Genomic DNA, 14,892 nt, shown 5'->3' with positions numbered 1-14,892 from the left:
CGGGCTGTGCTTCCCAAGCCTGGCGGCAGGGCTGGTGCTGGTAGCCAGGTCGATTCCTACCTCTAGCGAAGTTCGGCACCATCCATAGTTCCTGGACCACAGCGTCGCGCCGATCAGCCGACCAAGCAGCGCTAACTTCAAGGCGACAGAGTACAGATCAAAAGCGGGTGACGAGGTTACCGTTCTTGATGGCGGCGGTGAACACGTTCCACTCGTCGCGGGCGAACTTCAGCACCGCTCGGTCGAGACTCTTGGAATCGCGTACAAGGTTCAGGCCGCCGTACGTCGTCGCGCCGAGCTTCGCCGGGCCGTCGAGCGTGGCGACCTCCACGCAGTTGCCGCCCTGGCCGCTGCTGTACGTGCTCTTGCGCCAGTTGAGCTGGGGGGTGTTCATGACAGTCCCCGCGCTTCCTCTTCGGAGTGGTGATCAGGTCAGATCTTCGGCCACCTTCGCGATCAATACGAGTGACTCGTCAGGGCCGAGCGCACGAGCGCGCAGATGGTCGAATATCGCGTTATAAGTGTCCACCTCCGGCTGGTCTTCTAGATAGAGGCTGCCCGCGCGGTATTCGACGTAGACCACTGCCGGATCCGCCCGCTCAGGGAACTCCAGAATGTTGAAGGCGCTGTCCATCCCCGGATGAGCACCCGCTTCGAACGGCAGAACCTGAAGGGTGACGTTGTTGAGGCGCGAGAGTTCGGTGAGCCGTTGGAGTTGATCGCGCATGGTCGGCCTGCCGCCCACGTGGCGACGTATGGCCCCCTCGTTCAGAACAGCCCAGAAGGTGGGCGCGTCCTCGCCTGTCAGCCGCTTCTGACGTTCCATGCGGACGGCCACTCGCCGATCGACCTCCTCGGCGTCGGGAACGACCGGCTCGGCCAAGATCGTCGCGCGAGCGTATCCGTCCGTCTGGAACACACCTGGGACGAGCTCGCACTCATACGTCCGGATTGTGGCGGCTTCCTCTTCGAGGCTGACGAAGGTCTCGAACCACGTGGGGATCGTGTCGCTGTACGGATGCCACCAGCCACGCCGGCGAGCCTCTTTCGCCATCTTCAGGAGGGCGTCGCGCTGGGCTCCGCTGATGCCGTAAAGCTCCAACATGAGAGCCACCTCGCCCACACGAGGGCCGGAGCGAGCGATCTCGAAGCGGGTGATCGTCGCGGGGGCGCAGCTGAGGGCTTCGGCTACCTGCTCTCGCGTCAGCCCCGCCGCCTTGCGGAGACGGCGGAGTTCGGCCGCGAGTCGCCTGCGGCGGGCGGTGGGGCTGGTACGGGGGCTCATGGGACTGATTCCTTCCGTCTCTGGCGCGGGGGACCGTTCTCGATCAGCGCGAAAGTGAACTAGTTCATCGCGTTCCGAGGACACGATGTGCTTACGTTGTGCACACTAGTGGTCACATTAAGTGCGCGCCGGTGTTTCGGTGACTCGACGTCCCTGCATGCGGCACGTGCGCCACGAGACCGACAGCGATGCGAGATCCGACGCCGCCCAGTGCCACACCGAAAGGCGTCGAGGTCTGGCCATCCACCCGTAGGTACGTCCCAATTCCCTCGAAGGAGCACCGATGTCCAGAACACCGGATGATCTGCGTACCGTCTGCTGGGATCTGCCCAACACCCAGGCGATGGTCGGCAAGGCCCGCCGTCTCGTGGCCGACGTGCTCGCCAAGTGGGGCCTGGACGCGGTCTTGGACGATGTGGTGCTCGTCGTCGGGGATCCCACCGGCCCACGCAAAGGTCCCTCGCTCCGCTCGTGGCAGCCCTTTTAGGGGCTTCCGGCCCAAGAAGCGCGCCTCCAGCCGGAAACCGCGCTATCCAAGGCCGACGTTCAGACCCGGCTCCTTGCGGGCCGGATCTTCACTCTCTGATCACGGCTGACCAGCTTGTGCCATGTCCGGTGTGTCAGCTCGCCTGTCGTACATGAAGGACGCGCAGTGCGTCGCTGAGTCGGCGGCCCGCCTCCTCGACATCGCGTCGGACGCGGTCGATGTCCACCGGCCGGTCGGACGCTGTCAGGGCGCACCGGCGGATGTAGGAGGACAGGGTCAGCCCGGCTTCCTCGGCCGCCCGACGCAGAAGAACGGTTTCCTCCGGCGTGAACCGGACCGACACCATGCTGGACAATCGGCTAGGTTCAGTGCGAAGCACCTCTTCACCCAGCACGTCAGAGTCGTCGCGATCCGCATAGTAGAACTCGGCGAGCTCGGCCTCGCTCATCTGGTCTGGATCTTTCATCACAGCTCCCACGCGGTGATCGGCCGGACTGACTTCGTTGCTTCTACCCATGCGGACCACGACCGCGACATGTCGTCCTCCGTCCGTATGGCCTACGGCGATGTAGTCGCCCGACCTATGACGTTTGTTGAGGCGGTAGGTGGGGCCGTTCCAGAGCACCTGCTCGATCTCTATCGCGCTCACCCCGTGACCTGTTGCATGGACTTCATTGCGTTCGTCCCATTCGATGAAGGCCGGCCACTCGATCAACGCCTCACCACCCGATTGTATGACGGCAACTACGCGTCTGTCTTACACCCCTAGGAGTAATCAGAGTGAAGCTTTGTGTAATCATGGCGTTCGTGGTCGATGGTGCGTCTCTCGCCGGTGTGCCCGTCCGCCGCTTGAGTGTCGGCGGGACGGGTACAGGGGCGTTCGGTGGGTCCGGAGGTCAGGGGCGGGTGGCGGTGGCTTTGTAGCCGCCGCCGGGCCAGTGCCAGGCGCCCGCGTAGGATCTGCCGTCTTCGGCGAAGGTGCCTTCGAAGTAGGCGGGGGAGCCGGGGGCGTCGTACCAGATCGTGAGGGTGCCGTTCTGCACCTGCCAGGTGTAGGGGAGGACGTCGCCCGTGGTGCTGAAGACGTGGGAGCGGAGGGTTCCGGTCTCCTCGTCGTGGCCGATGTACTCCACACCTCGCACCTGGCCCAGTTCGAAGCGCTGGATGAGGAAGAAGCCGCCCTCCATCCACTCGAAGGTGACCTGGCCGTCGCTCGCACCCTGGCCGCCGTCGGACGTGGTGACGTTCCACGTGCCGACCAGGACGTCCAGTTGCCGGAGCGCCGGGTTCGGTGTCTTGTCGCTCATCGCGAGCCCCTCTCGTCGATCGGTATCGGTATCTGTTGAGACGGGGCCGTGAGAGAAAAGGAATCGGTCGAGTGAAGGGCGGAGCCGAAGGCGGGATGCGAGCGGCCCGGTGTTCCGGGCGGCTCGAAGGTGGGCTGACGTCACCCGAGCGTCTTGGACGGGACGGGGGAGGGGCGGGTCAGACCCCGGCGGGAGGTGCTCGTCTACATCATCTCTGTCAGTCGAGGGCCTCGGGGAGGGCGAAGGCGGGGAAGAGGGCCGGGCCGAAGGTGGTGATTTCCAGTACCTCGCCCGCCTCGATCCGTAGGACGTCGAGGGACTGGGCGCGGTACGTCGTCTCGCCTGGGCGCCGGTTGTACTTGGCCGCGGCGGGCCGGCGGTTCGCGTGGACGGGGACGAGCCGCCAATCCCCGTGGTAGACCGGGGATCCGGGATCGAAGACCTCGGCGGCGAAGGCGGTGATGGCGTCGCGGCCCGCGAACCACATCGGGAGCGGCGGCATCGTCAGCCGGACGTCCTCGCTCAGCAGTCCGGCCAGGGCGTGGGTGTCCGCGCTCTCCATCGCGGCCATGTACCGGTGCAGCAGCGCGCGTTCGTCCTGCGTCGGCTCCGAGGAGGTCGCCCATTCCAGCCGCCGTCCGGGCAGCCGCTCCCGCAGCGTCGGCCGGGCCCGCTGGAGCGCGCTCTTCACCGCGGCGACGCTCATCTCCAACACCGTGGCCACCTGCTCGGCGGGCCAGCCGAGCACGTCGCGCAAGATGAGCACCGCCCGCTGCCGCGGCGGCAGGTGCTGGATCGCGACCAGGAAGGCCAGCTCGATCGTCTCCCTCGCGACGGCCACGGCATCGGGTTCGCCCTGGCGCGGCGCCACCGGCTCCAGCAGCGCGTCCGGGTACGGCTGCAACCACGGGATCTCGTACGGCCGTTCCACCGGATCCGTACCGGAATGTGAGGGCGACCGGTACGGCTGCGGCCGGCGCGGGTTGCGGTCGAGGAAGTCCAGGCACGCGTTCGTGGCGATCCGGTACAGCCAGGCCCGGAACGTGGAACGGCCCGAGAAGGTTTCGCGTCCGCGCCAGGCGCGCAGGAACGTCTCCTGCGTCAGGTCCTCGGCGTCCTCGAAGGAGGCCAGCATCCGGTAGCAGTGCACCTGAAGCTCGCGCCGGTACCTCTCGGCGAGTCCGGCGAACACCGACTCGTCCCCCGCGAGGGCGGCGGCCACGGCCACGCCATCGTCCACCTGACCAACCCGATCCACCGAATCCACCCGAGCACGATAGCCATCGCCAGAGCGTTCAAGGCGTAGCGGGAGGAGTAACCGTAGGTACCTGCTGGATGCTTCGTATCCTTACACGAGCGCCAGGGCCGTGAAAGGATACGGCTTATCCTTTCATGCTGGAGGCTTGCGTGAAAGGAAAGGCCGTGGCGGGGTACGGGGAGACCTTGTGGCCTGTGGCGTGGGACGCCCCTACCAAGCGGGACAGGCGGGGCGGGATCTACCATCCTCGACAGTCCGCTGCGGCGGGCCATCGAGGCCCGCGACCAGTGCGTTTTCGGCGCTCTCCTCCAGGGTCGCCACCCACGCACTGGTCCCCTTCCGGTGAACATGTCATCACTGGGGTTGTGGACGACACTGGGTTGTGGACGACGGAACATCCTTGCGGGCGCGGGCCGACCAATGCCCAGTCCAGCCGAGCCGACAGGTCTGGAGAACATCCCCGCTAGCGCGGGGGCGATGGCCGCGCCCGGTCCTCTGGCGTCGCACCGAACGGAACATCCCCGCGGGCGCGGGGGCGACGCCGACTGGACGAGCGGCGCGTGCTGAGCACCAGGAACATCCCCGCGGGCGCGGGGCGACATCCACAAATACGCGTGTCCGGGCGCGCGAGTCAGCTCAGTTCGGCGCGCACGTCCTGGCGGAGGGCTTCGAAGTCGAGGGCGGCGTCGGCGAGGACGCGGGTGGCGAGGCCCTGGCCCTCGCGCATCAGGCCGAGCAGGATGTGGCCGTCGCCGATGTAGTTGTGCTTGAGGGCAAGGGCCTCGCGCAGGGAGAGTTCCAGCACCTTCTTGGCCCGAGAGGTGAAGGGGCTGCGCCCGCCGAAGCGCCAGGGCCGGTCGCGGCGGTTGCGGGGCCCGCGGTCGAGGGCGCCGGGGCCGAACGCCGCCTCGACCTTCTCGCGGACCGCGCCGAGGTCGATGCCGATCGTCTCCAGGGCCTCCGCGTCGAGCGTGTCGGGGGCCGTGCCCGCCAGTAGCCCTCTGACCCTGTCGCCCACCTGGTCGTGGTCGAGCCCGTGCCGGAGCAGGACCTGGCCGCCGACCGACGGGTTCTGGCGGAGGAGGGCGAGCAGGAGGTGCTCGGTGCCGATGTGGTCGTGGCCGAGGACCCGGGCCTCCTCCTGGGCCTGGACGACCGTCAGGCGGGCGTCCGCGGTAAACCGCTCGAACATGCTCATTTCTCCCGTCTGAGTAGACCGCGGCCGCCCGCGTACTTCTTGTGAACCGCCTGCCTGCTCACACCGAGCAGAACCGCGATCTCCTGCCAGGACCAGCCCATTTCGCGGGCGTTGTCCACCTGGAGCGCCTCCAGACGCTCGACCAACGTCCGCAGGGCCCGTACCGCGCGAAGGCCGACGGCGGGATCGCGGCTGCCGGCGTCCGAGGCCAGTTGTGCCGTATCACTCATGACTGTCAATATAGGTTGACACTCGGCGGGTGTCAACCGTGGTTGACACCCGCAGCCGCCTCGGTTGAGGCGGTGACGGCTGGTCTTGCCGGATGAGGCAGGGATCGGGGCGGCACCGCAGAGCATGGCGAATGCGGCCTCGGAGCGGAGGCGGTCGTGGTTCTCGCCGGCGGTGACCAGGAGCTGGCCGGCGACGTCGGTTCACGCGCCCCGAACCCGCCGAGCGGAGCGAGGCCAAAACGCGCCTGTCATGTCTTCCCTGGTCGGAGGGCGTGCGCGGCCGAAAATCGATTGCCGCCCGGCTGTCCGGCTGCGAGCCTGGAAGGGTTATGCGCCCCCTGCCCCACGCCGATCCCGGCGTTCCCGATGCCCGCAGCCCGATCCGCTACCTCTGGTGGACGGCCCGCGGGCAGGCGGTGCCTCTGCTCATCGGCATCGGCTACGCGGTGCTGTGGTGGCTCGCGCAGGCGTTCGTCCCCTTCGCGCTCGGCCGCGCCGTCGACGGCCTGATGGCCGGCGACACGGCCGCGCTGGTCCGCTGGTCGGCCATCATGCTCGGCCTCGGCGTCACCACGGCCTTCGGCGGCGTGATGCGCCACCGCATGGCCGTCTACAACTGGCTGTCCGCCGCCTACCGCACCGTCCAGGTGACCGCCCGTCAGGCCACCCGGCTCGGTGCGACGCTGCCGAAACTGCTGTCCACCGGCGAGGTGATCAGTGTGGGCAACTCCGACATCGCCCACATCGGCAACTCCCTGGACATCCTGCTGCGCGGCACCGGCTCGCTGGTCGCCATCGTGGCGGTCACGGTGATCCTGCTCACCACCTCGCCCCAGCTCGGCGTGATCGTCCTGATCGGCGTCCCGCTGATGGCCCTCGCCGTCGTCCCGCTGCTGCGCCCGCTGCACCGCCGCCAGCACGCCCAGCGCGACCTTCAGGGCGAGCTCGCCACCCGCGCGTCCGACATCGTCGCCGGCCTGCGGGTGCTGCGCGGCATCGGCGGCGAGCAGGTGTTCGCCGACCGCTACCGCGAGGAGTCCCAGCGCGTGCGGGCCGCGGGCGTGCGCGTGGCCGCCGTGGACGCCACCCTGGAGGGCGCGCAGCTCCTGCTGCCCGGCCTGCTCATCGCCTTCGTCACCTGGCGCGGCGCCCACCTCGCCCTGGACCACATGATCTCGCCCGGCGAGCTCGTCTCGTTCTACGCGTACGCGCTGTTCCTGGTCGGTCCGCTGCGCACGCTCACCGAGATGGCAGACAAGCTCACCAAGGGCCACGTCGCGGCGCGCAGGGTCGTCCGTATCCTGTCCCTGGACCCCGAGGTCAGCGGCACGGGCACCGCCGCGGGGGCGCCCGGGGGCGACCTCGCCGACGCCGCGTCGGGCGTCACCGTCCGGCGGGGCACGTTCACGGCCCTCGCCGGCGCGGTGCCCGAGGACGCCATCGCCGTCGCCGACCGCCTCGGCCTGTACGTGCCCGCGGGTGACGTCACCTTCGGCGGCGTGCCGCTCGCGGACCTGCCGCTGGAGGAGGCGCGGCGGCGCGTCCTCGTCGCCGACAACGGCGCCCGGCTGTTCAGCGGGCGGCTGCGCGACCAGCTCGACGTCACCGGCGCGGCCTCCGACGACGACCTGCGGCGGGCGCTGAGCGCCGCGTGCGCCGAGGACATCGTCGAGGCGTTACCGGAGGGCCTGGACTCGCACATCGCCGAGGCCGGGCGCGAGTTCTCCGGCGGCCAGCAGCAGCGCCTGCGGCTGGCCCGGGCGCTGGTCGCCGACCCGGAGGTGCTGATCCTCGTCGAGCCCACCAGCGCCGTGGACGCCCACACCGAGGCGCGCGTCGCCGAGCGGCTCGGCAGGGCGCGACAGGGCCGCACGACGCTGGTGTGCACCACCAGCCCGCTCATGCTCGACCGCGCCGACCACGTGATCTTCATGGACGACGGGGTGGCCCGCGCCGAAGGCGACCACCGCACCCTCCTCGCCACCAGCCCCGACTACGCCGCGACCGTGACCCGGTCCGAGTGATGAGAACCATGAGCAGCGACCGTAGTAAACGCATCCTGCCGGTCGCCGACCGGCGGCAGGTACGCGCGTACGCCCGGCGGCTGGCGCTGAAGTACCCCCGGCAGCTCTCGCTGGCCCTCGGCCTGCACGGGCTGGCCGCCGCCACGGGGCTGGTCGCGCCGCGCATGCTCGGCGAGCTGGTCGAGCACGTGCGCGACGGCACGGGCGTCTCCGTCGACACCGTCGCCCTGACCATCGCCGCGTTCATCGTCGCGCAGGCCGTGCTGATCCGCGCGGCGGTGTACGCCTCGGCCAAGCTCGGCGAGAGGGTGCTGGCCGAGCTGCGCGAGGACTTCGTCGACCGCGTCCTCGCCCTGCCGCTCTCGACCGTCGAACGGGCCGGGTCCGGCGACCTGGTGACCCGCACCTCCCGCGACGTCGACGCGCTGTCGCGCACCGTGCGTCATGCCGTCCCCGAGACGCTGATCGCCTTGGTGGCGGGGGCGTTCGTGCTGGGCGCGCTGGCCCTGACCGGCCCGTTGCTGCTGCTGCCCTCGCTCATCGCCGTTCCGCTGCTGTGGGTGGCCACCCGGTGGTACCTCAAGCGGGCCAGGGATGGCTACCTGCGCGAGAACGCCGCCTACGCCGAGATGACCGAGGGGCTGGCCGAGACCGTCGAGGGCGCGCGCACCGTCGAGGCGTTCGGCCTGCAGCGCCGCCGCCACGCCCGCACCGACGGCGACATCGCGCGGTCGTGGGTGGCCGAGCGGTACACCCTGGGCCTGCGCACGGTGTGGTTCCCGGCGGTCGAGATGGGCTACGTCATCCCGGTCACGGCGACGATCCTGATCGGCGGCCTGTTCTACGTCAACGGCTGGGTCGGCCTGGCCCAGGTCGCCACGGCCACCCTGTACGCCCAGCAGCTCGTCGACCCGCTCGACCGGCTGCTGTCCTGGGTGGACGAGCTCCAGGTCGGCGCGGCGTCGCTGGCGCGGCTGCTCGGCGTGGCCAACGTCCCCGACGACCGCAGCGCGGGCACCAGGCGGCCGGAGGGCGAGGAGATGGTCGCCGACGGCGTCCGCTACGCCTACCGCGAGGGCCACGACGTCCTGCGCGGCGTCTCGCTGCGGGTCGCGCCCGGCGAGCGGCTGGCGATGGTCGGCCCGTCGGGCGCCGGCAAGTCGACGCTCGGACGGCTGCTCGCGGGCATCCACGGCCCGCGCACCGGCACCGTCACCGTCGGCGGCGTCCCGCTCGTCGAGCTGCCGCTGGACGAGCTGCGCGGCCACGTCGCCCTCGTCACCCAGGAACACCACGTGTTCCGGGGCACGCTGCGCGACAACGTGCTGATCGGCCGTCCCGACGCCGGCGACAGCGAGGTCAAGGAGGCGCTCGCCGCCGTCGACGCCTGGGAGTGGGTGGAGGCGCTGCCCGCCGGGCTGGACACGGTGGTCGGCTCGGGCGGGCTCGCGGTCTCGCCCGCGCAGGCCCAGCAGGTCGCCCTGGCCCGGCTCGTGCTCGCCGACCCGCACACGCTCGTGCTGGACGAGGCGACCTCGCTGATCGACCCCCGCGCCGCGCGCCACCTGGAGCGGTCGCTCGCGGCCGTGCTGGACGGGCGCACGGTGATAGCCATCGCCCACCGGCTCTACACCGCGCACGACGCCGACCGCGTGGCCGTCGTGGAGAACGGGCGCATCAGCGAGCTGGGCGCGCACGACGAACTGGTCGCCGCGGGGGGCGCCTATGCCGCGCTGTGGGAGAGCTGGCACGGCGCCCCGCGCCGGTAGCGGCCGGTCACGAGCCCAGCGACCTGCGCAGGAACTCGACCTGGAGCAGCAGCAGGTTCTCGGCGACGACCTCCTGAGGCGTCATGTGGGTGACCCCCGACAGGGGCAGCACGGTGTGCGGCCGGCCCGCCGCGAGCAACGCCGAGGACAGGCGCAGCGTGTGCGCGGCGACCACGTTGTCGTCGGCGAGGCCGTGGATCAGCAGCAGCGGGCGCTCCAGCTTCTCGGCGTCGGCCATCAGCGAGGACCGGTCGTACACGTCGGGCAGTTCGTCGGGGTGACCGAGGTAGCGCTCGGTGTACCCGGTGTCGTAGAGCCGCCAGTCGGTGACCGGCGCCCCGGCGATGGCGGCGTGGAAGACGTCGGGCCTGCGCAGGACGGCCAGGGCGGCGAGGAACCCGCCGAACGACCAGCCCTTGATGGCCACGCGGGACAGGTCGAGGTCGTCGGGGTGGAGCTGGGCGGCCGCCCGCAGCGCGTCGACCTGGTCGTCCAGGACGGGGGTGGCCAGGTCGTGCAGCACCGCCCGCTCGAAGGCGGGACCCCGCCCGGGCGTGCCGCGGCCGTCGGCGATGACCACGGCGAAGCCCTGGTCGGCGAACCACTGGGGCTCCAGGTAGGCGCGGGCGGCCGACAGCACGCGCTGCGCGTGCGGGCCGCCGTAGGGGTCCATGAGGACGGGCAGGCGGCGGGAGCCGGGCACGTGGCCGGTCGGGAACAGCACGGCCGTGCGCAGCTCGCGCTCGCCCGCGCGGATCAGCGACACCCGGGGCTCCAGCTTCGGGCGCTCGGCGACGGAGGCGAGGGCGAGCCTGCGGTCGCCGGAGGTCACCCAGACGGTGGTGCCGGGGACGTCGAGGGTCTGGCTCGCGACGAGCAGGGTGCCGCCGGTGAGGTGGCCGGTGTGGACACCCGGCTCACTGGTCAGCGGCGAGATCGTCCCGGCGGACCACGTCCACAGGTGGGCCTCGGTGGGCTCGGCGCTCGCCCGGAACAGCACGGTGTCGCCGTCCAGGCCGAGCACGTTGAGGACCTGCAGGGCCCGCGGGGTGACGGGCGCGTCGCCGATGACCAGGCGCCGGCCGCCGTCCGCGTCGGCCGTCCACACCAGAGTGCCGTCGGACAGGCGCGCCGGGACGCCGGGCACGACGTCCACCCATGCGTCGTCGGCGTCCTCGCGCAGCAGGGTCGTGGCACCGGTCGCGGCGTCGACGGCGAACACCCGCAGGGCCTTCTGGTCGCGCGGCATGGTGACGATCAGGGGGCCGTGCCGGTCCCAGCTCGCGGACACCAGGTACTCGTCCTCGAACGGGACCTCCACGCGCGAGCCGTCGAGCCCGAGGATCACCAGCTCGACGACGGCGTTGGGCGTGCCGGCGGCGGGATAGCCCACCGTGACCGGAGGGCTGGACGGGTTGGCCGGGTCGGCGATGTGCCACCGCCGCACGGGCGAGTCGTCGGCCCGCTCGGCGAGCAGCGCGGCGCCGTCCGGGGACCACCAGTGGCCGCGCATGCGGTCGAGCTCTTCGGCGGCGATGAACTCGGCCAGACCGTACGTCACCCCGCCGGACTCGGGGGTGGCGAGCGCGCGGTCCTCGCCGGTGGCAACGTCGCGCACCCGCAGCGCGCCGCCGCTGACGTACGCGACGTGGGCGCCGTCGGGGGAGAGGCGCGGGTCGATCACGGCGCCCTCGGTGTCGAGCCGGCGCACCGCGCCCGAGGCGAGGTCGGCGAGGTAGAGACCGCCGGAGAGCGCGAAGACGGCTGAGGAGAGCGCCGAGTCGGAGGAGTACGCGACCACGCCGCCGGCCTGCTCGCGGGCGCGCTCACGGCGGGCGCGCTCCTCGGCGGGGAGGTCTTCGTCGGCCGCACCGAGATCGGCCGGGTTGAGATCGGCAGGGTCGACCAGCAGGCGCTCGGCGCCCGAGGAGATGTCGAGCTCCCACAGGCACGTCACCGGGTCGGTGCCGGACCGGCTGCGCAGGAAGACGACGCGTCCGCCGCCGGGCGCGATCGTGAAGCCTCGGGGAACACCGAGGCTGAACCGGCGGGTCCTTGCGTAAAGGCGCGGGAAGCTCTCACTCATGCCCCTCATCCTGCCAGGCGGGCGTGGAACCGAGATGACCCGCGCTTTGAGCTGTGGATAACCTCGGGACATGACCGATCGTCGTTTGATGTTGGTACACGCGCACCCCGACGATGAGAGCAGTGGCACGGGGGCCACGATGGCGAAATATGCGGCAGAAGGCGCGCAGGTCACGCTCGTGACCTGCACTTTGGGGGAAGAGGGCGAGATCGTGGTGCCGGACCTGGCCCACCTCGCCTCCGACCGCGAGGACCGGCTCGGCGAGCACCGCGTCGGCGAGCTGGAGGCCGCCTGCAAGGCGCTCGGCGTCGAGGACCACCGTTTCCTCGGTGGCCCCGGCCGCTGGCGCGACTCGGGCATGATGGACACCCCCACGAACGAGAACCCCCGGTGCTTCTGGCGCGCCGACCTGGACGAGGCCGCCGGCGAGCTCGTAGAGATCATCCGTGAGGTCCGCCCCCAGGTGCTGGTCACCTACGACGAGAACGGCTTCTACGGCCACCCCGACCACATCCAGGCGTACCGGGTCGCCTGGCGGGCCTTCGAGCTCGCGGCCGACCCGTCCTTCGGCGAGGGCGAGCCCTGGAAGATCGCGAAGTTCTACTTCACCACCATGGCGAAGTCGTCGATGCGGCGCGCCGCCGAGGCCATGCGCGAGGCCGGCGTCGAGTTCTTCACCGAGGGGAACGTCGACGAACTGCCGTTCGGCGCCCGCGACGAGGCGATCACCACCGAGATCGACGCCCGCGCCCACGTGTCCGCGAAGCTGGACGCGCTGCGCGCCCACCGTTCCCAGGTGAACCTCGAAGACCCGTGGTTCAAGATGTCCGAGATCATGGGTGAGGGCGCGATGGGCGTCGAGTACTACATCCTCACGGCGGGGGAGCGCGGCCCGGCCGGACGCGGGATCCCCCAGGAGGCCGGGGGGCTCGGCGCGCCCCACGACCGCGAGGACGATCTCTTCGCGGGCATCGGCTAGCCTTGCGAACCATGGAGGAAGAGCAGGTCGAGGCCGGGACGCCGCCGGTTGGCGGAGCGCTGTCCGCGCTCGTGACGGGCGTCGTCTACGGCCTGCTCTTCGTGTTCGGCGTCGTCTACGGGGTGGTGGCGGGCCTGGAGCACTCCTGGCCCGTGGGCGAGACGGTGCCGCCCATCCCGATCGTCCTGGCGCTGGTGCTCTTCGGCCTGCTGTACGGCGCCGGTCGGCTGATGAACTCCAAGCTGGGCGCCTTCGTGCCCGGCATGGGGTGGATGTTCGCCGCGCTGGTGTTCTCGATGAAGCGGCCCGAGGGCGATCTGATCATCGCGGCCAACGTCCCCGGGTACTACTACCTGGGGGCCGGGGCCGTGGCGCTGGTGGCGGCCGTCTTGCTCATCCCCTCATCGGGGTCGTGGCTGCTGCGTCAGCCGTACGGCAGAACAGGGCACGTCAATGTCTCGGGTGAAATGTCCGCGTAAACAGGCATAAATGGTGGGACGTCCCATCGGTCGCGAGGGGTACCGCCCGCCGCGGCCCCGGGTGACAATCGAGACATGCGGGCACGTCACAGGGCCAGGCAGGTGCTCAACTGGGCCAACCTGTCCACGCCGCTGGGGTTGCTGATCGCGCTGGCCGGCCGGGCCGGCGTGCGCCGCGGCGAGCACGGCCTGCTGTACGCCCACGGCTACCGCATCCCCTTCCCCGTCGCCGGGGCCTTCACGGTGGGGAACGTCATCCTCACGGCCCACGGCGAGGGGTACCTGACCGGCCCGCTCCTGCGGCACGAGGCCCGGCACGCGACCCAGTACGCCTTCTGCGCGGGCCTGCCCCTGCTGCCGCTGTACCTCCTCGCCGTGGCCGTCTCGTTCGCCCTGTGCGGGCACCCGGCGTCGTGGAACCCGTTCGAACGCCTTGCCGATCTGGAGGAGGGAGGCTACCCGCGAGGGTCCTCGCGCTGGCGCAGAGGGAACCCTTGAATAGGGGCCCCAGCATGCGGGCCCCGATATGGAGAGTGGAGCCGCTCACGATGGACGCTTGCGGGCTGGAGCGTCGAGCGGCCCGGAACGGAGGCGACGACGGCGCAGGGCCCGGCATCCGAGGCCACCCGGCTACGCATCTGGGAGGACGTGACGATACCCCGCGGGACTGAGGCATGAATCTCGCCCAAGGGGGATCATCGCGTCAGAGTGGTTAAAGATCTCGTTGTGGATCGAGCGCACCTCCCACTCGGCGATGAACAGGAGGGTCGAATGTCGCAAACCGTCAGCCCTGAGATCACCCCGGCCACCCCGCCCCGTCGGCGGACCTGGCCCTCCAGCTTCAAGGACCGCCTGACCTGCCCGTTGCCTGACTTCCGCGAGATCGTGAGCGTCGCCTGGTACGGCGGGTTCCGCGCCGACACCGGGGACGCGGACCAGATTCCCGTGCTGCGCGCCGGGCTGCCGCCCGTGGGCCCCAAGGAGGCCGGGGTGACGTGGGTGGGCCACGCGACCTACGTGCTGCGCATCGGCGGCCTGACGGTGCTGACCGACCCGGTGTGGTCGCGCAAGATCCCGGGGGTGCGGCAGCGGCTGACCCCGCCCGGCGTGGCGTGGAGCGACCTGCCGCCCGTGGACGCCGTCGTGATCAGCCACAACCACTACGACCATCTTGACGCCCCGACCCTGCGCCGCCTGCCGAAGCGCACTCCCATGTTCGTCCCCGCCAACCTCGGCGGCTGGTTCGCCAAGAAGGGGTTCACCAACGTCACCGAGCTCGACTGGTGGGAGAGCGCCCGCATCGGCGAGGTGACCTTCGACTTCGTGCCCGCCCACCACTGGAGCCGCAGGACGCTGTTCGACACGTGCAGGACGCTGTGGGGCGGCTGGGTGCTGACGTCGCGGGACCAGCGGATCTACTTCGCCGGGGACACCGCCTACGGCGACCGGTTCAAGCTCATCGGCAGGCGGTACCCGGGCATCGACGTGGCGCTCATGCCCGTCGGCGCGTACGAGCCGCGCTGGTTCATGCACGTCTCGCACGTCGACCCGGCCGAGGCCGTACAGGCCTGCGCGGACGTCGGCGCGCAGCGCATGGCGACCATGCACTGGGGGACGTTCGTGCTGTCGCGCGAGCCCCTCATGGCCCCCGTCCAGGAGGCCCGCGCGGCCTGGATCGCCTCCGGCCACGACCGCGCCGACCTGTGGGACCTTGCCATAGGCGAAACCCGCACCCTCACCGGCTGACGGCCCTCCGCCGTCCCCTTTCACGCGGCTCGCGTCCCCCGGAC

General features: G+C 70.8%; 15 protein-coding genes and 1 pseudogene. 7 read left to right on the top strand and 9 right to left on the bottom strand.

Features of this window, described 5'->3' with window-relative positions; genetic code table 11:
* Positions 1–157 precede the first annotated feature (157 nt).
* Together AB0M95_RS14250 and AB0M95_RS14245 are read right to left on the bottom strand one after the other, a co-directional pair.
* Positions 158–394 (bottom strand): DUF397 domain-containing protein, encoded by a 237-nt coding sequence (locus AB0M95_RS14250; protein ID WP_363763588.1) that lies wholly within the window; start codon positions 392–394, stop codon positions 158–160.
* A gap of 33 nt (positions 395–427) precedes the next feature.
* Entirely contained in the window at positions 428–1,285 is an 858-nt protein-coding gene (locus AB0M95_RS14245; RefSeq protein ID WP_363763585.1) for a helix-turn-helix transcriptional regulator, read from the bottom strand.
* Between the two features lie 283 nt (positions 1,286–1,568).
* Between AB0M95_RS14245 and AB0M95_RS14240 the strand changes: the two genes are divergently transcribed.
* Complete coding sequence (locus AB0M95_RS14240; RefSeq protein ID WP_363763582.1) at positions 1,569–1,772, top strand: hypothetical protein; 204 nt, start codon at positions 1,569–1,571, stop codon at positions 1,770–1,772.
* Positions 1,773–1,905: 133 nt separating this feature from the next.
* Here the strand turns inward: AB0M95_RS14240 and AB0M95_RS14235 are convergent, their stop codons facing one another.
* The 6 genes and pseudogenes from AB0M95_RS14235 to AB0M95_RS14210 form a co-directional block, all read right to left on the bottom strand.
* Positions 1,906–2,487, bottom strand: a complete 582-nt coding sequence (locus tag AB0M95_RS14235; protein WP_363763580.1) for a hypothetical protein — start codon at positions 2,485–2,487, stop codon at positions 1,906–1,908.
* A gap of 181 nt (positions 2,488–2,668) precedes the next feature.
* A complete protein-coding gene (locus AB0M95_RS14230; protein ID WP_363763577.1) occupies positions 2,669–3,079 on the bottom strand; it encodes a hypothetical protein in 411 nt (136 codons plus the stop codon).
* Positions 3,080–3,296: 217 nt separating this feature from the next.
* Entirely contained in the window at positions 3,297–4,346 is a 1,050-nt protein-coding gene (locus AB0M95_RS14225) for a sigma-70 family RNA polymerase sigma factor (protein ID WP_363763574.1), read from the bottom strand.
* 622 nt (positions 4,347–4,968) lie between these two features.
* The gene (locus AB0M95_RS14220) at positions 4,969–5,529 is read right to left on the bottom strand and encodes a Clp protease N-terminal domain-containing protein (protein WP_363763571.1); all 561 of its coding nucleotides are present in this window, start codon (positions 5,527–5,529) and stop codon (positions 4,969–4,971) included.
* A gap of 2 nt (positions 5,530–5,531) precedes the next feature.
* On the bottom strand, positions 5,532–5,765 hold the full coding sequence (locus AB0M95_RS14215) for a helix-turn-helix domain-containing protein (protein ID WP_358519465.1): 234 nt from the start codon (positions 5,763–5,765) through the stop codon (positions 5,532–5,534).
* 54 nt (positions 5,766–5,819) lie between these two features.
* A pseudogene (locus AB0M95_RS14210) lies at positions 5,820–5,960 on the bottom strand (transposase); the annotation flags it as partial.
* Between the two features lie 134 nt (positions 5,961–6,094).
* Here AB0M95_RS14210 and AB0M95_RS14205 point away from each other — a divergent pair.
* The gene (locus AB0M95_RS14205; protein ID WP_363763568.1) at positions 6,095–7,789 is read left to right on the top strand and encodes an ABC transporter ATP-binding protein; all 1,695 of its coding nucleotides are present in this window, start codon (positions 6,095–6,097) and stop codon (positions 7,787–7,789) included.
* An 8-nt stretch (positions 7,790–7,797) separates the two neighbouring features.
* Positions 7,798–9,558: an ABC transporter ATP-binding protein gene (locus AB0M95_RS14200; RefSeq protein WP_363763565.1), complete on the top strand. Its 1,761-nt coding sequence runs from the start codon at positions 7,798–7,800 to the stop codon at positions 9,556–9,558.
* A 7-nt stretch (positions 9,559–9,565) separates the two neighbouring features.
* On the opposite strand, the gene AB0M95_RS14195 is transcribed toward AB0M95_RS14200, so the two are convergent.
* Positions 9,566–11,644 carry a prolyl oligopeptidase family serine peptidase gene (locus tag AB0M95_RS14195; RefSeq protein WP_363763562.1) on the bottom strand — a complete coding sequence of 693 codons (2,079 nt, stop codon included), beginning with the start codon at positions 11,642–11,644 and terminating at the stop codon, positions 9,566–9,568.
* Between the two features lie 70 nt (positions 11,645–11,714).
* On the opposite strand from AB0M95_RS14195, the gene mshB reads away from it, so the two are divergent.
* The 4 genes from mshB to AB0M95_RS14175 all read left to right on the top strand — a co-directional run bounded on the left by mshB (position 11,715) and on the right by AB0M95_RS14175 (position 14,848).
* Positions 11,715–12,623: an N-acetyl-1-D-myo-inositol-2-amino-2-deoxy-alpha-D-glucopyranoside deacetylase gene (mshB, locus tag AB0M95_RS14190; protein ID WP_363763559.1), complete on the top strand. Its 909-nt coding sequence runs from the start codon at positions 11,715–11,717 to the stop codon at positions 12,621–12,623.
* An 11-nt stretch (positions 12,624–12,634) separates the two neighbouring features.
* Positions 12,635–13,102, top strand: coding sequence for a DUF6113 family protein (locus tag AB0M95_RS14185; RefSeq protein ID WP_363763556.1), 468 nt, complete (start codon positions 12,635–12,637; stop codon positions 13,100–13,102).
* A gap of 75 nt (positions 13,103–13,177) precedes the next feature.
* Complete coding sequence (locus AB0M95_RS14180; RefSeq protein WP_358519479.1) at positions 13,178–13,600, top strand: hypothetical protein; 423 nt, start codon at positions 13,178–13,180, stop codon at positions 13,598–13,600.
* 273 nt (positions 13,601–13,873) lie between these two features.
* A complete protein-coding gene (locus AB0M95_RS14175) occupies positions 13,874–14,848 on the top strand; it encodes an MBL fold metallo-hydrolase (RefSeq protein WP_363763552.1) in 975 nt (324 codons plus the stop codon).
* The last annotated feature ends 44 nt before the right edge of the window (positions 14,849–14,892 follow it).

It is taken from the genome of Sphaerisporangium sp. NPDC051017, from assembly GCF_040683095.1.
In the GTDB taxonomy this organism is placed as follows: Bacteria; Actinomycetota; Actinomycetes; order Streptosporangiales; family Streptosporangiaceae; genus Sphaerisporangium.
This window is presented reverse-complemented; position numbering and strand designations above follow the sequence as displayed.